This is a genomic window from Streptococcus australis, assembly GCF_015553625.1.
Classification (GTDB): Bacteria; Bacillota; Bacilli; order Lactobacillales; family Streptococcaceae; genus Streptococcus; species Streptococcus australis_B.
In genome coordinates, this window is sequence record NZ_JADNGY010000007.1 from 61,688 (window position 1) to 85,019 (window position 23,332).

Sequence of the window (23,332 nt, forward strand, 5' to 3'; positions counted from 1 at the left end):
CCCAGGAGGAATACATGACTCAAGGAAAAATTATTAAAGTTTCCGGTCCCTTGGTGGTCGCATCAGGGATGCAGGAGGCCAATATCCAAGACATTTGCCGGGTCGGCGATCTTGGTTTGATTGGCGAAATTATTGAGATGCGGCGTGACGAAGCCTCTATCCAAGTATATGAAGAAACGTCTGGAGTCGGTCCAGGAGAACCAGTGGTAACAACCGGAGCTCCCCTCTCTGTCGAGTTGGGACCAGGCTTGATTTCTCAGATGTTTGACGGGATCCAACGCCCCTTGGAACGCTTCCAAGAAGTCACCGCCAGTGACTTCTTGGTTCGTGGGGTGCAAGTTCCAAATCTAGACCGTGACACCAAATGGACCTTCGAGCCAAGTGTGGCAGAAGGAACAGAGGTAGTTGCCGGAGACATCGTCGGTACCGTTCAAGAGACCAATATGGTGGAACACCGCATTATGGTGCCCTTCGGTGTCAGTGGACGTGTGACCAAGATCGCAGCAGGTTCTTACACAGTGGAAGAGCCAGTTTATGAGATCGAGCAGGCAGATGGTAGCCTCTTTACTGGAACCTTGATGCAAAAATGGCCGGTTCGTCGAGGCCGTCCCTTTGCACAAAAACTGATTCCAGTAGAGCCTTTGGTTACAGGCCAACGGGTTATTGATACCTTCTTCCCAGTGACTAAAGGTGGAGCTGCAGCTGTTCCTGGTCCTTTCGGAGCTGGGAAAACAGTTGTGCAACACCAGGTGGCCAAGTTTGCCAATGTAGACATCGTAATTTACGTGGGTTGTGGGGAACGTGGAAATGAAATGACGGACGTTCTAAATGAATTTCCTGAATTGATCGATCCAACGACCGGTCAATCCATTATGCAACGGACGGTTCTGATCGCTAATACTTCGAACATGCCGGTAGCGGCGCGTGAAGCTTCCATCTACACAGGGATTACCATTGCCGAATACTTCCGTGACATGGGCTATTCCGTTGCCATCATGGCGGACTCTACTTCGCGTTGGGCAGAAGCTCTCCGTGAAATGTCTGGTCGTCTAGAAGAAATGCCAGGGGATGAAGGATACCCAGCCTATCTTGGTAGCCGGATTGCTGAATATTACGAGCGTGCAGGTCGGGTTAAGACACTCGGAACTACTGCGCGTGAAGGTTCGATTACCGCCATCGGTGCCGTTTCCCCTCCAGGTGGAGACATTTCAGAGCCGGTGACCCAAAATACCCTGCGGATCGTCAAGGTCTTCTGGGGACTAGATGCTCAGTTGGCGCAACGCCGCCACTTCCCAGCCATTAACTGGTTGAGTTCTTATTCCCTTTACCAAGATGAAGTGGGCCAATATATTGATCAGCATGAACAGATTAGCTGGGCAGAAAAAGTGACCCGCGCTATGAACCTGCTTCAAAAAGAGAGTGAATTGCAAGAAATCGTCCGCTTGGTTGGTCTGGATTCCCTGTCTGAAAAAGACCGCTTGACCATGAATGCGGCCAAGATGATCCGTGAAGACTACCTGCAACAAAATGCCTTTGATGAGGTCGATACCTATACCTCCTTCAGCAAGCAGGTGGCCTTGTTGACCAACATTTTGGCCTTTGACCAAGAAAGTCAAAAAGCACTAGAATTAGGAGCTTACTTCACAGAAATCATGGAAGGAACTGTAGACCTTCGGGACCGCATTGCCCGGAGCAAGTTCATCCATGAGGACCAGTTGGCAGCCATTCAAGCCCTGAAAGAAGAAATCGTAGAAACCCTACACCAAATCGTCGCAAAAGGAGGAGTAGACAATGAGCGTGATTAAAGAATACCGTACTGTCAGCGAAGTTGTTGGCCCCTTGATGATTGTCGATCAGGTTGAAGGGGTTCACTACAATGAACTGGTAGAAATCAAGCTTCATGATGGAACGACCCGTCAGGGACAAGTCCTCGAAGTCCAAGAAGACAAGGCCATGGTCCAGCTCTTTGAAGGATCTAGCGGGATCAACTTGGAAAAAGCCAAAGTCCGCTTTACCGGACGTCCCCTAGAACTCCCAGTGTCTGAAGACATGGTGGGACGCATCTTTAACGGGATGGGCAAACCCATCGATGGTGGTCCAGAAATTATCCCAGAGAAATACTTGGACATTGATGGACAAGCCATCAATCCTGTTTCGCGGGACTATCCGGATGAATTTATCCAGACAGGGATCTCAGCTATTGACCATTTGAACACCCTAGTTCGGGGCCAAAAGCTCCCAGTCTTCTCAGGTTCTGGTCTTCCTCACAAGGAGTTGGCAGCTCAGATTGCTCGTCAAGCGACGGTTCTTAATTCTGAAGAAAACTTCGCCGTGGTCTTTGCGGCTATGGGGATTACCTTTGAAGAAGCCGAGTTCTTTATGAACGACCTACGGGAAACAGGTGCGATTGACCGCTCGGTCCTCTTTATCAACCTAGCTAATGACCCAGCTATCGAGCGGATTGCCACTCCTCGGATCGCCTTGACAGCTGCCGAGTATTTGGCCTATGAAAAAGACATGCACGTCTTGGTCATTATGACCGACATGACCAACTACTGTGAGGCCCTTCGGGAAGTATCTGCTGCCCGCCGTGAGGTTCCAGGACGTCGGGGCTATCCAGGTTACCTTTATACTAACCTCTCAACCCTCTACGAACGTGCAGGACGCTTGGTTGGAAAGAAAGGATCTGTGACCCAAATTCCGATCCTCTCCATGCCAGAAGATGACATCACCCACCCCATCCCTGACCTGACAGGCTACATCACAGAAGGTCAGATTATTCTGTCCCGCGATCTCTACAACAGTGGCTACCGTCCACCGATCAATGTTCTTCCATCCCTTTCTCGTTTGAAGGACAAGGGTTCTGGTGAAGGCAAGACTCGGAAAGACCATGCGGCGACCATGAACCAGCTCTTTGCGGCTTACGCCCAAGGGAAACAAGCCAAAGAGTTAGCCGTGGTGCTTGGAGAATCCGCCTTGTCCGATACAGACAAGCTCTATGTCAAATTTACGGATCGCTTTGAGAAGGAGTACATCAACCAAGGCTTTACCACCAATCGGACCATTCAAGAAAGTCTGGATCTAGGTTGGGAATTGCTGGCTATCTTGCCACGGACAGAGCTCAAGCGGATCAAGGATGACATGATTGACGAATACCTCCCAAAAACTTCTCAGGAAGCACAAGCCTAGGAGTAGAAAGGAGGAAGTCAAATGGCACGATTAAATGTCAAACCCACTCGGATGGAGTTAAACACCCTCAAAGAGCGTCTGAAAACGGCAACCAGAGGACACAAACTTCTCAAGGACAAACGAGACGAGCTCATGCGACGCTTCATCGAATCGGTCCGTGAAAATGACCGCCTCCGTCAGAAGGTTGAAGCCGCTCTCATTGGGAATATGCAAGAATTTGTCCTGGCTAAATGTCTGGAAAATGACCTCATGGTCCAGGAAATCTTTGCAGTTCCGACGCGGGAAGTCAGCCTGCATATCGAGACGGAGAATATCATGAGTGTGCGCGTGCCCAAGATGCATGCCCATATTGATAATCCATATGGAGACGATGAGGGAGACGTGGTCTATAGCTACGTGGCTTCCAATAGCCAGATGGACAATACCATTCAAGAAATGGAAGAACTCCTTCCAGACCTGTTGCGCTTAGCAGAGATTGAAAAAACTTGTCAGCTCATGGCCGATGAGATCGAAAAAACGCGTCGTCGGGTCAATGGACTGGAGTATGCGACTATTCCAGACCTCAAGGAAACCATCTATTATATCGAAATGAAACTCGAAGAAGCCGAACGCGCCAACCTGGTCCGAATGATGAAGGTCAAATAAGATACAAAGCCGTTAAGCAACTCAAAGGAAAATAGGGAGCAGGACAGAAGCACTGTTGTATAGAATGCTTCGTTGTCCTGCCCCCACAAGGCTGATTAGGATTTTTCCGAGCTCTTAAAGCGAGAGAAAAATCCAATCAGCTACTGTGCCTTTGAAGTTAGTACTATTACAGTTTGCGTTTTTCACACAGCATTTAGGGCGTGTTCAATTCATAAGATACAAGCCGTTAAAAACAGCACCTCAAGTGATGTCTACAGGACACGAACTTAGGGTGCTTTTTTAGCTTTTATTCGACTGAAAAATCTTCTAAAATCCCTTCGTTCAGAGCTCTCAAAAGCTTCTGACACAATGAATTTGTTTGATTATCCAAATAGTACTAACTGTCATTAATTGTTAAGAGAATGTAACAAGAAAGGGCTAATGTTACAAATTAGGGTCAGTTAGATTAAAAGAAAAGAGGAGCCATTCTAAAGACAAAAAATATGGTAGAATATTAAATGTATCTGTCTGGAGATAAATCTCCGATAATAAGAAAACGAGGAAAGAACGTATGAAGAAAGTAAATAAAAAGGCTTTAATTGCTTCGACTGTTGCTATGGCGGTCTTGCCATTTACAACTGGTAAAGCAGAATCAAATGGAGATTGGGTTGCCCGTTCTGTAGATGAAATTCGTGCAGATATCTCAACTTCAGAAAACAAACAAACCTACACTATCAAATATGGGGATACCCTAAGCACGATTGCGGAAGCTTTGAATGTTGACGTAACTGTTTTGGCAAACTTGAACCAAATCAGTAACATTGATTTGATTTTCCCAGGAACTGTCTTGACAACAACTGTCAATGATCAAAATCAAGTGACAGGTGTAGAAATCCAAACTCCTACAGCAGGTAATGCTGATGCAACTGTGACAACTTCTGCTGATTTGACAAACAACCAAATCAAAGTAGACAACCAAACTGTTGCAGTGGGTGATTTGACAAAACCAGTAGCAGATGAAAGCAACCAAGCTGTAGAACTCCCTCAAGCACCTGCAGTTGTAGCAGCAGTGGCAGAGCAAGTATCAGAAAGCTTGTCAACTCCAGAAGCACCAGCTGAAACACCTGCACCAGCAGCTCCAGTAGCAGAGGAAGCACCAGCACCAGTTGTTGAAGAAGCACCTGCACAACCTGCTGCAGCGCCAGCTGAAGTAGCGGCTCCTGTAGAAGCACCAGTTGTTGAGGAAGCCCCAGCGGCTCCAGTAGCTGAACCAGCTCCAGTCGTAGAAGTTCCAGCAGAACCAGAAGTTACTGCGGTTGCTTCAACACCACAATATGGTGCACCAGCACCAGTTGTTGATACGACAGCTTCAACTCCTTCAACAGCAACTCCAACTTCAAATGAAGGTCTTCGACCTCAAACAATTAAATTCAAAGAACAAGTGATTAATGAACTTGGCTTGACTGATATCGGTGGTTACCGTCCTGGTGACCCAGAAGATCACGGTAAAGGTCTTGCGATAGACGTTATGGTTCCAGAAAGTTCAGCGATTGGTGATCAAGTAGCTCAATATGCAATCGATCACATGCAAGAAAATGGCATTTCTTACATCATCTGGAAACAACGTTTCTATGCTCCAGTAAATAACATTTATGGACCAGCAAACACTTGGAATGAAATGCCAGACCGTGGTAGCGTAACAGAAAATCACTACGACCACGTACACGTATCATTTTACGAATAATTAAGACATAGCAAAGAATCAGGATATTCCTGATTCTTTTTTTGTATAAAAAATAGATCCCATTGCTCAATGGGACCTAGTGGATTAAAGGATGATATCAGATTTTTCAACTTGATAGAGAGCCATACTCATAAACAAAGCAACAACAAGAAGAATAAGAATCCCGGGTGTCCAAGAGTGGAAGATTTGTTGGCTTGAACCAAATAAGATAGGTCCAAGGGCAGCAAAGACGTATCCTCCCGTTTGAGCTAGTCCAGAGAGCTGAGCAGTTTTCTCAGGAGAGCTAGACTTCATGGAGAAGGTAACCATGAGGTAAGGGAATAAGATACTCGTAAAACTTCCGATCAAGATATTCAGGATCAACCAGTAAATGAAGTTGTCTGTCTTTAGTAACAGCATGGCAATTCCAGTAAAACCAGCTAAAACAGTCGTTATCAGCATGATGCGACGGTTTCGTTCAGAAAGGCTGGTGGTGAGACTTGGAATGGTCATAGAGAAGGGAAGACTCATCAGGGTGAATACAGATGCTAAAATTCCTGCATTGGCTTGACTGATGCCGGCTTGGGTCGCCATGGTAGGAAGCCAGGTCATCGTGGTATAGTACAAGAGAGACTGAAGACCACAGAAGAGCATAATAGCCCAGACCTTACCATTCTTATACCAGCTAGTCTTATTTTCATTAGAAGAGGAGTTTTTTTTCAAATAATGATTATGACGAGCATTGGGAAGCCAGATCACAAGTGCAAGCGCACAGACAACTGTCAGCACCCAGACTAGGCCTTGCCAAGAGGTAGCTTGAGTGATAGGAACAGCAACAGAAGAAGCTACCGCAGTAGACAAGCCCATTGCAGTGATATAGAGGGTTGTTAAGAAGCCAAGACGTTTAGGCTCATTGGCTTGGATCAAGCTTGGTAGAAGGACATTGATAAAGGCAATAGCAGCACCAATCAAAAGAGTTCCCACATAGAGGAGAGGCAGATTGATGGTGCGTAGAGCAGATCCAATCGTCATCAGGATCAAAACTCCGAGAAAGAGTCGCTCAATCCCAAAGCGTCTCGCCCAGCTAGTAGCAAAAGGAGAGAAAATAGCGAAGGTTAAGAGGGGCAGACTCGTCAAGAGGCCGAGAGAACTCACCTCAACACCAAAGCTAGCAGCAATATCTGATAAGACAGTGGAGAGGGTCGTAAATGGGGCCCGCAAGACCACTCCTAGTAAAAGGATTCCTGGAATGAGAAAACGAGAATGGTTTTGTTTCATAATGTACCTCCTTGTTCGAAAATGAACAGCATCCGTATCATTATAGCACAAGAACTTGGAGGAGGCAAAAGGAATTATCGGGGAAAAAAGCCTGTAAAATAGCTATTTCGCCTACAAATATAGGAAATAATAGAAAGATAGAGCTGAAAAAAATATTTTGAAGGTTTTCAAACTTTCTTCGCATATATATTTATAGGAACGTAGTTTTCGCTCCGCTCAAATTGCATCCATATCTCTAAATTCGGTTGAACTCACCGAGTTCACCTCATTCAGTTTTCTAAGGCACGGAGTTCTCACTATCGTTCGAACTGCGTCAACGTACCTAAACTCACGGATGCTCGTAAAGATAAGGAACGTAGTTCTCTCTGTCGTTCGAACTGCATCAATGTACCTAAGCTCATCTACGTCCTTGTTAGGATTGGTTTAAGGAAATAGGTTTGGTAATAATTACATAACGCAGTGGTTGATTGGTATCTTTGTTCGCTCTTATAGCTCCAAAGATTACCTAATCAACTGTGCGGGGGGTGAGACAACGAACAATTTTAAAAAATTGTTCTGTCTCACTCCCATAAAAAAAGCCACCTGATTTGGTGGCCTTTATGGGAGATTATTATGAAAAAGTTTAGGATTTTCTATCAAACAAAGTTAGGAGGTCTTCATTTGATGGTATTAGTATAAATCGGAAAACTTAAAGAAAGCTTAAGATACCTTCCTGTAATTTAAAATCAGTCTTAAGACGGATGGTTTGATTTGTAGCTGTCATTCGATCTCATTCTAGGTTAACTTGCATTATTGTCAGAATTGTGAGAAAATAGTCTTCATTAAAGGAGGGAAAGGATAGCGAGATGAGAGAGGATATCAAGATTAACGATCGTGCCCTAGCACTGGAGAAACAATTGATTGAGAAGTTAGAGCTTGTGTTTGATACCGATGTTGAATTGGACGTCTACAACCTCGGTTTGATTTACGAGTTGGACCTGGATGAGGAAGGGACTTGCAAAGTAGTCATGACCTTTACCGATACCGCTTGTGACTGTGCGGAAAGTTTGCCTATCGAAATCGTCGCCCGCCTAAAAGAAATTGACGGTATTGAAGACGTCAAAGTAGAAGTAACCTGGTCGCCAGCTTGGAAAATTACCCGGATCAGCCGTTATGGGCGTATTGCCCTTGGCTTGCCACCACGATAAATCAATAAAACTCACTTTACAAATCAGTAAAGTGAGTTTTTTCTTATCTTATTGTTTACCAGACTGTTCCATATTCCAGAAGTCGGTTACGGCACCGCGTGAAGCAGAGGATACCGTGTGGGCATACTTACCGAGAACCCCACGGCTATACAGTGGTGGCAAGGTTGTTTCAGCCTTCCGTTTGGCCAACTCTTCGTCTGAGACGTGCATGGTGATTTCTTTAGTATCTTGGTCAACTGTTACCAAATCCCCTGTATGGAGGTAGGCGATTGGACCGCCGACCTGAGCTTCAGGCGCGATATGTCCAACAACGAGACCGTAAGTACCACCAGAGAAGCGTCCGTCTGTCAAGAGGGCCACCTTATCTCCTTGGCCTTTCCCAACGATCATGGATGACAAGGACAGCATTTCCGGCATACCAGGACCACCCTTAGGACCCACAAAACGAACAACAACAACGTCGCCATCCACGATTTCATCCGAAAGAACCGCTTCAATGGCCGCTTCTTCCGAGTCAAAGACCTTAGCAGGACCAGTGATGTTACGAACTTTCACACCTGATACCTTGGCAACCGCCCCTTCTGGAGCCAAGTTCCCTTTCAAGATGATCAATGGACCATCCGCACGTTTTGGATTTTCAAGTGGCATGATGACTTTTTGGCCTGGTGTCAAATCAGCAAAGGCTTCCAAGTTCTCAGCTACTGTTTTACCAGTACATGTGATGCGATCCCCATGAAGGAAACCGTTCTTAAGAAGGTATTTCATGACGGCTGGCACACCACCGACATTGTAAAGGTCTTGGAAGACGTATTGACCAGAAGGTTTCAAGTCTGCCAAGTGAGGCACCCGCTCTTGGAAATCGTTGAAGTCTTCAAGGGTCAAATCCACATTAGCCGCATGAGCAATCGCGAGCAAGTGAAGAGTCGCATTTGTTGAACCACCCAGCGCCATGGTCACTGTAATCGCATCTTCAAAGGCTTCACGGGTCAAGATGTCAGATGGCTTCAGTCCCATTTCAAGCATTTTGACAACTGCACGACCCGCTTCTTCGATATCGGCTTTTTTATCAGCTGATTCAGCAGGGTGAGAAGAGGAACCTGGCAAGCTCATCCCAAGAACCTCGATCGCTGTCGCCATGGTGTTGGCAGTGTACATTCCACCACAACCACCAGGGCCTGGGCAGGCATTACATTCTAGTTGCTTCACTTCTTCAGCAGTCATATCACCATGGTTCCATTTCCCGATCCCTTCGAAAACAGAAACCAAGTCAATATCCTTGCCGTTCAGATTACCCGGTGCAATGGTACCACCATAGGCAAAGATCGCTGGGATATCCATATTGGCAATGGCGATCATCGAACCAGGCATGTTCTTATCACAACCCCCGATGGCTACAAAGGCATCCACGTTGTGACCGCCCATAGCCGCTTCGATAGAGTCTGCTATGATATCACGAGAAGTCAAGGAGAAGCGCATCCCAGGCGTTCCCATAGCAATCCCATCCGCAACCGTAATAGTTCCGAATTGGACCGGCCAAGCTCCCGCATCTTTTACACCTTCTTTGGCCAATTTTCCAAAATCATGAAGGTGCATGTTACAAGGTGTGTTTTCAGCCCAAGTAGAAATCACCCCTACGATTGGTTTTTCAAAGTTTTCATCTGTCATCCCAGTTGCCCGAAGCATAGCCCGGTTAGGGGACTTGACCATGCTGTCATAGACGCTACTGCGATGGCGTGTATCTAATTCTGTCATCTGATTCCCTCTCATCGTATTTTTTATTATTATAGCACAATTTACGACCCAACGACAGAAGAAAATTCTTGAATTTTCAGACAATTTAACAGAGTGAGGATGGAGAATAGCAGGATGAAAGAAATTATTTGAAAAAAGTTGTCAAGTAACTTTACTTTACAAAAAAGTTTTGTTATACTGTTAAAGTTGATGAAAATCAAACCTAATTGAATTTATATCTTAAAAGGAGAAAAACGAAATGGCAGTACCTGCACGTCGCACATCAAAAGCGAAGAAAAACAAACGTCGTACGCACTACAAAGTAACAGCTCCATCTGTAAACTTTGACGAAGCAACTGGAGATTACTCACGTTCACACCGTGTATCACTTAAAGGATATTACAAAGGACGTAAGATCGCTAAAGCTGCATCAGCTGAATAATAGAAGGGAGATACCATGCGCGTAAATATTACACTTGAACACAAAGAATCTGGTGAACGCTTGTACCTTACTTCTAAAAACAAACGTAACACTCCAGACCGTCTTCAATTGAAGAAATACTCACCAAAACTTCGCAAACACGTTGTGTTTACAGAGGTGAAATAGGGGTTCACTACACGTCAATAGATGTTAGAAACCTTGATTTTAAGCGATTCTTGAAATTCTAAATTTCACTACATTGCAATATAAATCAACCGAATCACTACCTTTTTCACTACTTTTTTTGAAATAAGAATAATGATTCGGATATATAAAAGAAGAGGAACTTTATTGTGAAGCTCCTCTTTTTGTTATGTGTTCTTTTTCTCACAGATCGTATGATCTGGTTTGACACAGTTGGATTTCAGGTACTTTCAGTTTAGCTTTATATCAACCATCATCAAAATCCAACTATTTTCTTATTTTAAAAAATATGAATAAGTTTGATTGAATGAGGGAATTTCTTTAAATTTTTTCTTAGCACCTATAAGTTAATAATACTATTCTTTAAATTATAGTTTATAATTATCTGATGTTTCAATGACCACAAAACAAAGTACAGCGAATCACTTCCTTTAGTCAAACATATAACTGAACAACATTGTTTATCTTCCTGCACTTTCATATTTTTTCAATCCTTTTCTAAAAATTGTACGACTGATAATAATCAAAAAAACTGTAAAAACTATTTGATAGAAAAATAGGTTCAATGTATCTTTCCCTAAAAATATTAATACTGCAGGATTGGCAATTAATAAATTGGGAACAAATAACATAGTGATCAATCTGTTAATACCTGTAAAAATATTATATGGATACTTAGAAATTCCAATATAATTCAAAAATACATCTACTTTTGAAAATTTAGTTGGGAACCAAAATGAACTAATCGTTATTAGAAACCAAATTGAATAATATATAATACAACCACACATTAAAGAAAGGATATAAAATAATATTTTTAATGAATTTAAATGTACATTTAAATTTCCATAACTTATAAAAATGATCGCAAGACCAAAAAAAGTATTCACGAATTGAACTAAATTAAATGATCTAAAAATATAGAACAACTGAGTATCAAACGGCCTCAATAAAATTTGATCCAAGTTACCACTCAAAATATCTGATTCTAAAATTCCCATACTTCTAATTAACAATCCCATCATAACTCCATCTACAATAGTGTAGGAACCTACCAAAAATAAAATTTGATAATAGTCCCAACCATTAAAAGAGTCTATGTTTAAGAAAATCAATCTAAAAAATACAATAGGTAAACCAATCCACAGTATCGACGAAAATAGACCACAAAAGAAGTCAAAATGAAAATTCATATCAGATTTAAAACCAAAATGAAGTAGCCTAAAAATTACTTTTATTCTAAACATTTTATCCTCCCACATTTGAGAAGTGCTCCACTCCTTTTCTCAATATGAATCTTGATATAATATAAAAAATGATGCACCAAATCAATTGAATACAAATAATTCTCAAATAGTCTATTAATTTATATGTATCATTACTAAACATCTGAAGCGGTTCATATACTAAGTATTTAAAAGGTAATACATCTAAAAACAGACGAAAATTATTTGAAAAAAAACTTAAAGGCAATAATATTCCTGATAAAAACTGAATTACTATTTCTTTAACAGTAAGGACAAAAAATATATTTTCTAACCAAAAAGAAAGCATACCTACACAACATGATATTAAAAACCATAGAACCATAGATAGAATAATTGCAATACTTCCTAAAATAAGAATTTCAATGGTTAATAACTCATTCTTGTAATAAACACTGGAGAATAAAATGACAGGAATGATGATAAATAATAAATGAGCAAGCCTATCTCCAAGCATTTTACAAAAATAATACTTATAAAAAGTAACAGGTTTTATTAATATGCTAAAAAAATTTCCTGAATGAACATCGTCATTGATTTCCCAATCAACTGGATAAAAAACAAAATATGAAAAAATTATAGTCCCCAAATAGTATTGAACCATTGAGGTAAAATCATATCCTGCTATATTTATCTGGTTACTCTGATATATATACGTCCATAAAAATACTGATATCATAATTTGTATACTTGCCTGTAACATTAACAATAGTACACTTGATTTATAGTTCAAAATAGATCGAAATGATATCAGAATAATAGACATTTCTTTTTTCAATTGTGCTCCTTTTTTGTAAAATAGTTTTGTAAAATAATTTCTTCTAAAGAAAGATTTGATATTTCAAAATCTTCTATATCTACAAGCTTATTGATTGATTCTAATGTCTCAAAGACAAAATCTCTAGGTATTTTTAGTATACATTCCGATTTTGTTTGAGAAATGACTACTACTCCTTTAACAGAGCATAACTCTGGTACCAAATCTAATGTCATTTTTATCTTTAAATATTTAAAATCAGAAAATTTAGATAAAATAACATCCATTGACTCCTGCAAAATAATTTTTCCTTTGTCAATGACGATTAATTCGTCACAAACAGACGAAATATCATCCATATCATGACTCGTTAAAATAATAGTAGTATGACATTCTTCATTCATTTTCTTTAAAAATGTTCTGATATCTTTTTTAGACTGTATATCTAACCCTATAGTAGGCTCGTCTAAAAATAATATTTCCGGACTTGTTAAAGATGCCGCGATAAACTCCATTTTCATTTTTTGTCCAAGAGAGAGGGTCCGGACCTGCTGGTAAAGCTGATCTTTTACATTCAACAAATTGCTTAATTCCTGAATTCGTTCTTGTAAAATCGCCGGTTCTACCTCATATAAAGTACCAATCAATTGAAAATAATCCATAGCCGAAACATCTTGAAATAACTGTAATTTATTTCCTACTACTATTGAAATTTTTTTTCTAAAATTTATACTTCTTTTAAATGGAATTTCTCCATTCACTTCTAATTTTCCGGAACTAGGATAAAGAGTCCCAGTCAACATTTTAATCGTTGTGGATTTACCAGCTCCATTACTCCCAATAAAGCCAACTATACTCCCTCTCTTAATCGTAAAACTAATATCTTGAACAGCTCGAATCGTTATTTGATTACGTTTCAAAAATCTCTTGATAAATGGGAGTCTTGAATCAAAATTATAAAAATTTTTAGATAAATTCTGAGCATTAATAACTATTTCACTCATATATCTCTCCTTTCGATAAAATATATTTACTTGTACTTTTTCCATACTTTACCAAAATGCTAAAGATTGAGCTAAAATCTTCGGGATGGGTAAAATAATATTTGTCTTTAAAAAGTTTCTCAAAACCTTCAAGGCGATTATTGAAATCATTAAATTTTGTATTGTCTAGCTGGTTGAATGTCTCTTTAATATCCATAAACTTTCTCCGTGATTCTTTATTTCACTTTATAAATAGAAGAGTGTCTATATATTTATAGATCCTCAAGAACTTGCATTTTATCAAGTATAAGTAGAATAGTATGTAAGGGTTTACATATTCATATCATATGATTATTTAAGGAATCTGTCAATTTTCCACATTATTATATGACAAAATGTATTTTTTAAAAATGCAAAAATCTATGAGCAAGATGTTTGACTTCCTTTTTTAAAGTATATATACTTATATTAACCTTAGAAAAGAAAAAATGTTTGAACAGATATTCAATAATAATTACTTTTTTTAAAATTAAAATTCGAACTTTAAATTTTTATCTTTTTTATATTATTGAGTAACCTAAATTGCCCAATTTGTAAAATTTAGCTAGACAAAAAAAGACATCCAAGAGAAATTTCTTAAATGTCTGTAAACGTTGATATAAGCGTGTTGATTAACGTTTTGATAATTGTGATGCTTTACGAGCTTTCTTAAGACCTGGTTTGGAAAGTTTGGGTTTCAGTTGGATTAAAAATAGCGTAATATCAAGGCTTTTCAGAACGGGATATACTGTTTAATTTCATAAAATTTGAATCAGTATTTTTTAAACAGGGGAATAGTTTAGGTCTGTAAGAATTAGCTTATACATTTACAAGGTTCATTCTGATCGACTTTATAACTGTCTAAGAAAAAAGCAGAGATTCATACAGTATCTAGATTTTCCAAAAATTCTTTATCATCAAATATTATTAACGAAACCATCCAAACCAAATCCGATGCATTGCTTCAAAAAATTCTTTAGTTGTTTGACTAGCGAGGTCTTTAATTAAAAAATTTTTTCAAATAATTGCCACATTGACACATAAATTCTTGCTTTCTAAATTTAAGTGTGATATATTTATAACATAAAATTTAAATGTTATATATTTATAACATAAAAAAGGAGTCTATCGTGAAAAAAAGTCAAAAAATGCGTGGCCTCATTGCAATGATTGCCGTAGCTCTCTTTATTGATTTTATTGTTTTATTTGGTTCTAATCTTAGTTGGGGGTCCAAGTTAGTTATTACTGGTATTTCAGTGTCAGGTCAAATTATAGCTATATGGAGCTGGCTACATATGAAACCACGGCCTCATAAGATTCAGAAAGGTGAGGGGAAGACTATTTTTGACTTGTCTGCTAAGCTTTACACGATACTTTTTTTTGCAGCAAGCATTTTTTATACAGTAGGGATTTGGGTTGCGACCCCAAGCGAAAGTTCTGGTATTAAAGAATGGATTTTGGGAATTGGTCTCGTTATTGAAGTGATTGTATTTGGTTTTTTCTGTTTGAAAAATGTCAAGGAAACTCCGGACGAACGCTTTTATGCTAATTTAGCCAAGGCAGCTAGCTTGATGTTTGTTTTTATACTAGGCGCACTGATGATTCTAGCAGTTATCATTGGGTATATAGGGTCTCTCACTCTTCACATGGGCCAGATCTTTATTAGCATATCTGCCTTGATTTTCATCTTTGCGGTTGTCTATCTTATCTTGGAACGGAGAGGATAAGCATGGCCAAAGAAAGCAAGATTATTACTAATCTCAAATCTGTTCGTGAGTCCACAGGCATGACCCAGCAGGAGTTAGCCGACCTCATCGGCATGCGACGCGAGACAATTCTGCACTTAGAAAATAACCGTTACAATCCTTCGCTGGAAATGGCTCTTAAAATTGCTCAAGTTTTTAATCTGAAAATAGAAGACCTCTTTGAACTCAGACAGAAAGAGGAAGCATAATTCTTTTCGAGACCTAGTATTAGGTTCATTGATTAATTAGGAATTGAAGCCAAAGGAAAAATCCTTTTTAGTCGTGATAAAGAAGTTATTTCATTGATACCTAACTTACATTGCTTAAAGAGAAATAAAAATGGAACCCCTAGTCATCCACTCTACTTATCCAAAGACATAAAACCTTCCTCATACAAAGGATAGACCTTCGACTTTCAGAAAAAAATCTTTCCCTGAAAATTTGGAATTTGAAACGATGAATATGCAAAAACAACCAGAAAAGAAACAGTTCACGACTGCTTCTTCTCTGGTTGTTTTTTATACTAACGATTTTTCCGACTTAATTGATAAGAGTACATCATAGGGATAAACACAATGGCGAGGATGACCAGCACCAATACATAAGAAAGCGCGAATTGAAGGCCAGCTTCCAGTAGGAGGATCAAGCCTCCGAGGACCCACAACTTCCCTGCCAAGCGATGGGTTTTGTGCCAGTTATCTTCACTCTGTAAGGTCCAAGGCAGACGGATCCCAACCGTATGGTTCACTTTTAGCTTAGGCATGTAGTTGCCCATGATTACAAAGATGAGCCCTAGCAAAGCCGAAACAAAAACAGATGGATTGGTAGTAGAACCTAGCGCCTTACTATAGATGAGATAGGAGACGATTAAGGAGACTATTGGAATCAACCAGTAGATTACTTTGACCATTTTCTCATTCATAGTACGGTTCTTAGGATCACGTCCGATCATAAAGATCACAAACAGATGCACCAAGAGAAGGAGAATAGGAAGACCAAAAACAACCAGGGGTTTCGATTGGAAGTTATCAGCCTGATCAGCAACATTAAAGTGAATCGGGATTTGGTTAGGTAATTGTGACCAAATCATCAGCCCCCAAAGTATGGGAAAGAGTATCACAATAGAGGTTAAGGCCAATAATTTTTTATTCGTTTTCATCAGTAGAATCTCCTTTCAAATCAACGAGCCAGACCATTAAATCTTCTAAGACAGAAGTATTGAGTTCATAGTAGATAAAATTCTTTTCTTTTTCCTCTCGAATCAAATCCGCCTGCTTGAGGATGCTTAAATGATGGGAAATGGTCGCTCCTGCTACATCAAAGTGGCCAGCGATATCGCCAGCAGATAATTTCCCCGCCTTTAGCAGTTCTAAGATACTTCTTCTTATCGGGTTTGATAAAGCCTTAAATGTTTGCGCAAAATTCATTCTCTATCTCCTCTAACCTATTTAGATATCTTTCTAAATAGATTGTATAACTCCACTATCATTTTGTCAACTCTATTTTGAAAAAAATCGAAATAGGTCTAAATTGGATCTCCTTGTGACCTGCTAGGAAGATGTTGTTGCCAGTAGAAATGTTATTTTAGAAGACACAAAAAACCTCTAGCTATTAGCTAGAGGTTGCGATTTAGTCATCTTTATTGATGTGAGAGTTTACGTTTCAATAAGATAGCACCTGATAGAACAACTGCTCCGAGAACAATGAATCCAGTAGCGGCAACTTCACCTGTACTTGGGAGGACTTTCTTCCGACCTTTACCTTTGCCATCGCCGGTACCTTCAGTTGTTGAAGATGACGGAGTTGGGTTTGGAGTAGTCGTTACTTTAGTAGTAGGTTCTTCGCTTGTGGTAGTTGTTGTCGTTGTCGTTGTTTCACCTGTCGTAGTAGTCGTTGTTGTATCTTCTTTGGTTGTTGTAGTAGTTGAAGATGTAGTCGGTTCTTCAGTTGTAGTCGTAGTAGTCGTTGTTTCACCTGTAGTGGTTGAAGTAGTAGTTGGCTCTTCGGTTGTTGTAGTAGTCGTTGTAGTCGTAGTCGTAGTCGTAGTAGTAGTCGTGGTTGTTTCTTCCTTCGGATTGACGATCGTCTTAGTTACTGAGTGATCGGCTCCGAAATCTTCAGCATTGACTTCTGTATCTGCAGATTTGATGGTGTAGCCTGCGGGTGCTTCTGTTTCAGTTAAGATATACTTATCTTTTAGCAAAGCACTGACAGTAATGTTCCCGTTTTCGTCGGTTACATACTCACCGATGACTTGGTTGTTCGCTTGACGTACGACCTTGAATTTGGCACCTTGAAGAGGTTGGTTGGCATCATCTACTTTGTGGATATTGATAGTAAATACATAGCCAACACCAGAGCCACCAGCGATTTGTACAGCGGCAGCATTGGTTACTTCTTTCACTACTGTATTTTTTCCTTTTAAGATGGCATCATTTTTTAGGAGTTCGCCATCTACAGGCTCGTAGTTGAGCTCAACGTCGTAAGCAATACGATACTGGTCGTTTTCAGTGATATCGCCTAAGTCAACTACAAAGGATTGACCATCTTCACTAATGGTCACCTTGTGTTGGTCAGTGACATCTGTTCGGTTGCTAAATTGCCATTCACCTGCTACAAAGGCAAAGGTACCTTTTAAGATTTTGATGCTACCAGGCACATAAGAAGCATTGGTAAATTTCATGTGATCTTCAATGGTCACGCTATTGATATTTTCTCTGGTCCGGTTGACAGAAATGGTATAGGATACCTTCTTGTGATTGTCTGAATTCACCCAGCTCGTCTTTGTTAAGACTTTGGGATTCCCGTCTCCAACTCCCTTGAAGGTTACTTTTCCGCCGACCTTAAGCTCGTTGTTAATGGTGATTTCAATCGGAATTTCTCCTTTTTCAGGGTGCTTCTGGAAATCAATCCGTGCATAGAAGAAGAAGGAACCGTTTGTGTCAGAGTGTTTTTCAACATAGTCTGTATAGGTGAGGGAAATCGATTTTTTTGCAGCATCTACGGTTGCATGAGCGATGACCTCGTTGGTGTTAATATCTCGAATCTCGAAGCTGTCTGAAGAAATGATAAGGGCATCTGGCACAGTCACGACGGTGGTGTCCCCTGCCTTGACATTTTTTCCAGCTAAATCGTAGGTGGCATTAATTCGGAAAGTAGCCCATTGCTCCAACTCCCAAGTGAGATCTCCACCTTCGTTATTGGTGACGTTGACACTGGTAATCGTGTCCGCAAATTTTCCTGTTACCGAAACAGTCGATGTTTCAGCAGATGATCTATTCAAACCTAAAGTGAATAGGGTGGCTAGCAAACAAAGAACAAATGGGAAAATCCAAAATTTCTTTTTATCCATAATTTTCTTCCTTTTTCATAAGATGGGTGTTTAATAAACAATCCTACTCTTAGTTCAACTAAGACGAACAGTAGGCTTCCAAAAGATGGAATCGCTATTAAACGACTCGGTATTGCGACAGGTTACTCGGTTGTTAGTTACGGTGTTGTTAAGAATGAAATCCTCCCTTTGTTCAAACAATCACAAGATCGTCTTCTTAGATAGATTGTAGCACAAAAAGCGCCTTATTTCAACAGTATAACTTTGATTGTTAAAATAAAAATGAGTATAAAATAGATAGGTTAAATAGCTGAAAGGAGAGGGTCTTGAAATAGCTTTCAAAACCCCTTTTTGAAGCAGTAGGTATTGCTTTTTCTCTAAAAAAGCGTATAATCAAATTCATACTATTTAAAGGGAGTCTCTATGAAGAAGAGTTTTATTCATCAGCAAGAAGAAATTTCATTTGTAAAAACAACATTTACTCAATATTTGAAAGACAAACTAGAAGTCGTTGAGGTTCAAGGTCCAATCTTGAGCAAGGTAGGAGATGGGATGCAGGACAACCTATCCGGTGTGGAAAACCCTGTCTCTGTAAAGGTCTTACAAATTCCCAATGAGACCTATGAAGTGGTTCATTCCCTTGCAAAATGGAAGCGTCATACCTTGGCGCGATTTGGCTTTGGGGAAGGGGAAGGTCTCTTCGTCCATATGAAGGCCCTTCGTCCAGATGAAGATTCGTTGGATGCGACCCACTCAGTTTATGTTGACCAATGGGACTGGGAAAAGGTCATTCCAAATGGGAGCCGTAACCTAGCTTACTTGAAGGAAACGGTTGAAAAAATCTACAAGGCCATTCGTCTAACAGAGTTAGCTGTCGAAGCTCGCTATGATATTGAATCAATCCTGCCGAAGCAAATCACCTTTATCCACACAGAAGAGTTGGTAGAGCGTTATCCTGACTTGACGCCGAAAGAACGGGAAAATGCCATCACCAAAGAATATGGAGCTGTCTTTTTGATTGGGATTGGTGGCGTCTTATCAGATGGCAAACCGCACGATGGACGGGCACCAGACTATGACGACTGGACAACGGAAACTGAAAATGGCTACAAGGGCTTAAATGGGGATATCCTTGTTTGGAATGATAACTTAGGGGCGGCATTCGAATTATCTTCTATGGGGATTCGGGTTGATGAAGACACCCTCAAGCGCCAGGTTGCTATTACAGGAGATCAAGATCGTTTAGAATTGGAATGGCACCGCGCGCTCTTGAATGGACTCTTTCCACTGACTATCGGAGGTGGGATTGGTCAATCGCGGATGGCTATGTTCTTGCTTCGTAAGAAACATATCGGAGAAGTCCAAACCAGCGTCTGGCCGCAGGAAGTTCGCGAACAATATGAAAATATCTTATAAGATAGTTGAAAGTAAAGAAACGAAAGAAATCGAGCCTTGCATGTGATGCGGGCTCGATTTTTATGGGGCTGGAGAAGTTCCCTTTTTCTATTCCTGATGGGCTTGTAGGCTGATTTTATCGCTTGAGCGCTGTCACGAACTAGAAATTATGATAAAATAAATAGTACAAAGCAAGCAAAGGAGTGGTGTCTATGAAATTACAAAAACCAAAAGGAACCCAAGATATCCTGCCACAGGAATCCGCTAAGTGGCAATATGTAGAAGGATTTGCTCGCGAAACCTTTAAAAAATACAATTACGCAGAAATCCGCACACCTATTTTTGAACATTACGAGGTGATTAGTCGTTCGGTAGGGGATACAACGGATATCGTGACCAAGGAGATGTACGACTTCTATGATAAGGGTGATCGTCATATCACTTTGCGTCCGGAAGGGACAGCACCAGTGGTCCGCTCCTATGTTGAAAATAAACTCTTTGCACCAGAAGTTCAAAAACCAAGCAAGGTCTATTATATCGGTCCTATGTTCCGCTATGAGCGCCCTCAGGCTGGCCGTCTGCGTCAATTCCACCAGATTGGTGTAGAGTGTTTTGGATCTAGCAATCCTGCAACAGACGTTGAGACGATTGCCATGGCTGACCAATTCTTCAAAGAAATTGGCATTGAAAATGTCGTCCTCCACTTGAATACCCTTGGTAGCACAGCCAGTCGGGCAGCTTATCGCCAAGCTTTGATCGACTACCTCCTTCCAATGAAGGACCAACTTTCAAAAGATAGCCAACGTCGTCTAGAGGAAAATCCGCTCCGCGTCTTGGACTCAAAAGAAAAAGAAGACAAGCAAGCGGTTGAGAATGCTCCATCTATCCTAGACTACTTGGACGAAGAAAGCCAAGCACACTTTGATGCTGTACGGGCTATGCTAGACGGTCTCGGAATTGACTATGTCATCGATACCAATATGGTACGTGGTCTAGACTACTACAACCACACCATTTTCGAGTTCGTGACAGAAGTAGATGGGAATGAGTTGACTGTGTGTGCGGGAGGTCGTTACGATGGCTTGGTAGAATATTTTGGTGGACCAGCAACACCAGGTTTTGGTTTTGGGATGGGACTTGAGCGTCTCTTGTTGATCCTCGATAAACAAGGAGTTGAGCTTCCTGTTGAGACGTCATTGGATGTCTACATTGCTGTGTTGGGTTCAGAAGCAGAAGTAGCTGCCTTGGAATTGGTTCAGGCCCTTCGTCGTCAAGGCTTCATCGCAGAACGTGATTACCTAGGCCGTAAGTTGAAGGCTCAGTTCAAGTCAGCTGACGTCTTTGGGGCCAAAACTATCATTGCCTTAGGTGGTAGCGAGGTTGAAAGTGGTCAAATCACCGTCAAAAACAACCAGACTCGCCAGGAAATGACCACGTTCATCGAAGAAGTAAAAAAAGATTTTCAGACTATTTTGAATCAACTATAAAAAGAAAAGACGGATGCCGAGAAGGTGTCAGTCTTTTTGCATGTCCTCTACTTTCTCCTTGTGGAGAAAGCTGACAGCTGGGCCCATTTTTGATATACTAGTAGGGTATGCATGTGCCCTTTAGCACTTGCAATTCTAGTAAAGGAAAAAACACGGTATGAGTGAAAAAGAAAAAGAATCGCATAAACTTGGCTTGAGTGTCGGGTCCAATTTTCAAGATACTCAAGAGCTACGAAAGGTATTGGAACAATCAATTAGCCGGGAAGAAGAAGTTTTGACGGCTAATCAACCGGTGGAATCAGAGCAGAACCAGGAAGAGAGCCAGGTTGCTGGAGAAGCGGTGGAAACAGAAGCTTCGACCGGAACTCTAAGTCGCCTATCACAATCTGGTCATCGTCGCAAAGAGAAGGTTGAAGCGAGATCGAAAGACCAAGAGGATGTAGAAGAGACATTAGAAGAGCAAGAAGATGAAAAGTCGTTGGGGCGCTATGCCATTAAGCGACCAGTTCCCTTGTCACTACCAATTGCTCTTAGTGTCCTACTTGGGCTGGTCCATGTAGCCCTTCCTTTTATCAACTTACTGGCGACCAATCAGCAAACCCAGGACTTATATGCCGGTTGGGCAATGTCTCAAGGTCAAGTTCCCTATGGTCATTTCTTTGGGGTCAATGGCTTGCTCTACTACGGGATCAGCGGTTTAGGAAGTTTGGTAGGAGGTCAAGTTCTCCTGGTGGTCTTCCAGATTTTAGCCTACTTTTTTGCTGGGACGAGCCTGTATCGGATGGTCAGAAGCTTAGTTGCAAGTGAAAAAATTGCAGGACAAGTCCAGCTGCTCTTCTACCTACTTGCTGGAGTGCTTGGATTTGGCGGCAATTACGCTGTCTTTTATGCCCTACCCTTCCTATTTGGCTCTATGAATTTCATTCTCGCTTATCTAGAGGGTGAAAAAACAGATGAATCCTTTGTCGCTTATGGCGCAGGAGCCTGTTTGGCATTTATGATGGTGCCATGGCTGAGTGTGATTTTTTATCTGCTTGCCTTCCTTGGATTGACAGCCTATCATGTGAAGCAAAAGAAATTTTCCCACGGCTTCTATCAATTCCTTGCTGCCCTCTTGGGATTCTCTCTTCTTTTCTATCCCTTAGGCTACATCACTGTGTGGAACGGCTCCTTTGGGTATGCAATTCATCAGACCTTATATAGTCTCCGCTCCCTCCAGTTTGATGCGGGGCACCTATTTGCCAACCTGGTTTATTACTGTTTATTGCTGTTGACCCTTGGTTTCGCTTCAGCTTTCGTCATGTCTTTCCGAAAAGTATCGACAAGCGGTCAACGTGTGATTCGGTTTATGAGTTGGTTTGGTCTTCTGCTGGTTGCCACTGTTGTGGTTGGGACACCAGAGCAAGGGGCCTATCAGTTCCTTAGCTTCTTGCCTTTTGGTTTCCCTTTGTTCGCTCTTTGGTTTGCGGGAGAAGAGTCCACTTATCAGCGCCGGAAGATGAAGAACAATTCTATCTGGGACCTTTATTTCTCCAGTCAAGCCTTCTTACCGTTTTTGGCAATGGCTTATCTAGTTGGCTATCCAGTTGTGAATCAATTTGTTCTCCAAAACAACCTAGCGAGTGAACGAAGCACCATTGCCCACTATATCAAGAGTCATAGTGATTCCAAGGATACCATCTATGCTTGGGATCAGACGGCCCATCTCTATCAGGAAAGTGGTCGCCTGGCATCTTCGTCCCTCCTAACTCCGACGGCCTATCTAGGTCCGAGGGAAAATCGAACCAATCTGATTAATCAGATTAAGCAAGACAAGCCGAAGTTTATTGTGGTCAATAAGGACCTAGATGTAACGTCTGCTCTGCAAAAAGTTTTAACTAAAAATTATGAAAAAGTGAACCAGAAAGGTTCCCAGTATACCTTGTACCAATATAAATAGACTATCAATATCTTGTGGTTTTGAAATGAAATAA

At 41.0% G+C, this 23,332-nt stretch carries 21 protein-coding genes; 12 read left to right on the forward strand and 9 right to left on the reverse strand.

Features of this window, described 5'->3' with window-relative positions; all coding sequences use genetic code 11:
* Positions 1-14: 14 nt before the first annotated feature.
* The 4 genes from I2D56_RS07265 to I2D56_RS07280 all read left to right on the forward strand — a co-directional run bounded on the left by I2D56_RS07265 (position 15) and on the right by I2D56_RS07280 (position 5,557).
* Positions 15-1,805, forward strand: a complete 1,791-nt coding sequence (locus tag I2D56_RS07265; RefSeq protein WP_195214388.1) for a V-type ATP synthase subunit A — start codon at positions 15-17, stop codon at positions 1,803-1,805.
* Entirely contained in the window at positions 1,792-3,189 is a 1,398-nt protein-coding gene (locus tag I2D56_RS07270; protein ID WP_048690706.1) for a V-type ATP synthase subunit B, read from the forward strand. The genes I2D56_RS07265 and I2D56_RS07270 overlap by 14 nt, the downstream gene beginning before the upstream one ends.
* 21 nt (positions 3,190-3,210) lie before the next feature.
* Positions 3,211-3,834: a V-type ATP synthase subunit D gene (locus I2D56_RS07275; protein ID WP_023024951.1), complete on the forward strand. Its 624-nt coding sequence runs from the start codon at positions 3,211-3,213 to the stop codon at positions 3,832-3,834.
* A 550-nt stretch (positions 3,835-4,384) separates the two neighbouring features.
* Positions 4,385-5,557, forward strand: coding sequence for a LysM peptidoglycan-binding domain-containing protein (locus I2D56_RS07280; RefSeq protein WP_195214387.1), 1,173 nt, complete (start codon positions 4,385-4,387; stop codon positions 5,555-5,557).
* Between the two features lie 84 nt (positions 5,558-5,641).
* On the opposite strand, the gene I2D56_RS07285 is transcribed toward I2D56_RS07280, so the two are convergent.
* On the reverse strand, positions 5,642-6,814 hold the full coding sequence (locus tag I2D56_RS07285) for a CynX/NimT family MFS transporter (protein ID WP_195348274.1): 1,173 nt from the start codon (positions 6,812-6,814) through the stop codon (positions 5,642-5,644).
* A gap of 845 nt (positions 6,815-7,659) precedes the next feature.
* On the opposite strand from I2D56_RS07285, the gene I2D56_RS07290 reads away from it, so the two are divergent.
* Positions 7,660-8,001, forward strand: coding sequence for a metal-sulfur cluster assembly factor (locus tag I2D56_RS07290; protein ID WP_006595245.1), 342 nt, complete (start codon positions 7,660-7,662; stop codon positions 7,999-8,001).
* A 48-nt stretch (positions 8,002-8,049) separates the two neighbouring features.
* Here I2D56_RS07290 and ilvD read toward each other — a convergent pair whose 3' ends face one another.
* Positions 8,050-9,753 (reverse strand): dihydroxy-acid dehydratase, encoded by a 1,704-nt coding sequence (gene ilvD, locus I2D56_RS07295; RefSeq protein WP_006597056.1) that lies wholly within the window; start codon positions 9,751-9,753, stop codon positions 8,050-8,052.
* A gap of 238 nt (positions 9,754-9,991) precedes the next feature.
* On the opposite strand from ilvD, the gene rpmF reads away from it, so the two are divergent.
* Together rpmF and rpmG are read left to right on the forward strand one after the other, a co-directional pair.
* Positions 9,992-10,174, forward strand: a complete 183-nt coding sequence (rpmF, locus tag I2D56_RS07300; protein ID WP_003009516.1) for a 50S ribosomal protein L32 — start codon at positions 9,992-9,994, stop codon at positions 10,172-10,174.
* 15 nt (positions 10,175-10,189) lie between these two features.
* Positions 10,190-10,339: a 50S ribosomal protein L33 gene (gene rpmG / locus I2D56_RS07305; RefSeq protein ID WP_001265622.1), complete on the forward strand. Its 150-nt coding sequence runs from the start codon at positions 10,190-10,192 to the stop codon at positions 10,337-10,339.
* Between the two features lie 479 nt (positions 10,340-10,818).
* On the opposite strand, the gene I2D56_RS07310 is transcribed toward rpmG, so the two are convergent.
* The 4 genes from I2D56_RS07310 to I2D56_RS07325 are packed head-to-tail and all read right to left on the reverse strand — an operon-like array spanning position 10,819 to position 13,579.
* On the reverse strand, positions 10,819-11,604 hold the full coding sequence (locus I2D56_RS07310; protein ID WP_003013947.1) for an ABC transporter permease: 786 nt from the start codon (positions 11,602-11,604) through the stop codon (positions 10,819-10,821).
* 1 nt (position 11,605) lies between these two features.
* Entirely contained in the window at positions 11,606-12,400 is a 795-nt protein-coding gene (locus tag I2D56_RS07315; RefSeq protein WP_003013825.1) for an ABC transporter permease, read from the reverse strand.
* Positions 12,397-13,383 carry an ABC transporter ATP-binding protein gene (locus tag I2D56_RS07320; protein WP_003010129.1) on the reverse strand — a complete coding sequence of 329 codons (987 nt, stop codon included), beginning with the start codon at positions 13,381-13,383 and terminating at the stop codon, positions 12,397-12,399. Before I2D56_RS07320 ends, I2D56_RS07315 begins: the two co-directional genes overlap by 4 nt.
* Entirely contained in the window at positions 13,376-13,579 is a 204-nt protein-coding gene (locus tag I2D56_RS07325) for a hypothetical protein (protein WP_003010127.1), read from the reverse strand. Before I2D56_RS07325 ends, I2D56_RS07320 begins: the two co-directional genes overlap by 8 nt.
* Positions 13,580-14,531: 952 nt before the next feature.
* Between I2D56_RS07325 and I2D56_RS07330 the strand changes: the two genes are divergently transcribed.
* Both I2D56_RS07330 and I2D56_RS07335 read left to right on the forward strand, forming a co-directional pair.
* Complete coding sequence (locus I2D56_RS07330; protein ID WP_009732005.1) at positions 14,532-15,128, forward strand: hypothetical protein; 597 nt, start codon at positions 14,532-14,534, stop codon at positions 15,126-15,128.
* Between the two features lie 2 nt (positions 15,129-15,130).
* Positions 15,131-15,355 (forward strand): helix-turn-helix transcriptional regulator, encoded by a 225-nt coding sequence (locus I2D56_RS07335; protein ID WP_009732004.1) that lies wholly within the window; start codon positions 15,131-15,133, stop codon positions 15,353-15,355.
* A gap of 314 nt (positions 15,356-15,669) precedes the next feature.
* Here I2D56_RS07335 and I2D56_RS07340 read toward each other — a convergent pair whose 3' ends face one another.
* The 3 genes from I2D56_RS07340 to I2D56_RS07350 all read right to left on the reverse strand — a co-directional run bounded on the left by I2D56_RS07340 (position 15,670) and on the right by I2D56_RS07350 (position 18,498).
* Positions 15,670-16,305 (reverse strand): SdpI family protein, encoded by a 636-nt coding sequence (locus I2D56_RS07340; protein WP_129270522.1) that lies wholly within the window; start codon positions 16,303-16,305, stop codon positions 15,670-15,672.
* Entirely contained in the window at positions 16,292-16,573 is a 282-nt protein-coding gene (locus I2D56_RS07345) for an autorepressor SdpR family transcription factor (RefSeq protein ID WP_061564603.1), read from the reverse strand. The genes I2D56_RS07340 and I2D56_RS07345 overlap by 14 nt, the downstream gene beginning before the upstream one ends.
* A gap of 212 nt (positions 16,574-16,785) precedes the next feature.
* Positions 16,786-18,498, reverse strand: a complete 1,713-nt coding sequence (locus I2D56_RS07350) for an LPXTG cell wall anchor domain-containing protein (protein ID WP_195348275.1) — start codon at positions 18,496-18,498, stop codon at positions 16,786-16,788.
* Between the two features lie 402 nt (positions 18,499-18,900).
* Here I2D56_RS07350 and asnA point away from each other — a divergent pair, with 402 nt between their 5' ends.
* The 3 genes from asnA to I2D56_RS07365 all read left to right on the forward strand — a co-directional run bounded on the left by asnA (position 18,901) and on the right by I2D56_RS07365 (position 23,298).
* On the forward strand, positions 18,901-19,893 hold the full coding sequence (asnA, locus tag I2D56_RS07355; protein WP_048692049.1) for an aspartate--ammonia ligase: 993 nt from the start codon (positions 18,901-18,903) through the stop codon (positions 19,891-19,893).
* A 191-nt stretch (positions 19,894-20,084) separates the two neighbouring features.
* The gene (hisS, locus tag I2D56_RS07360; protein WP_195348276.1) at positions 20,085-21,359 is read left to right on the forward strand and encodes a histidine--tRNA ligase; all 1,275 of its coding nucleotides are present in this window, start codon (positions 20,085-20,087) and stop codon (positions 21,357-21,359) included.
* 157 nt (positions 21,360-21,516) lie between these two features.
* Positions 21,517-23,298, forward strand: coding sequence for an MFS transporter (locus I2D56_RS07365; RefSeq protein ID WP_195348277.1), 1,782 nt, complete (start codon positions 21,517-21,519; stop codon positions 23,296-23,298).
* Positions 23,299-23,332 lie beyond the last annotated feature (34 nt).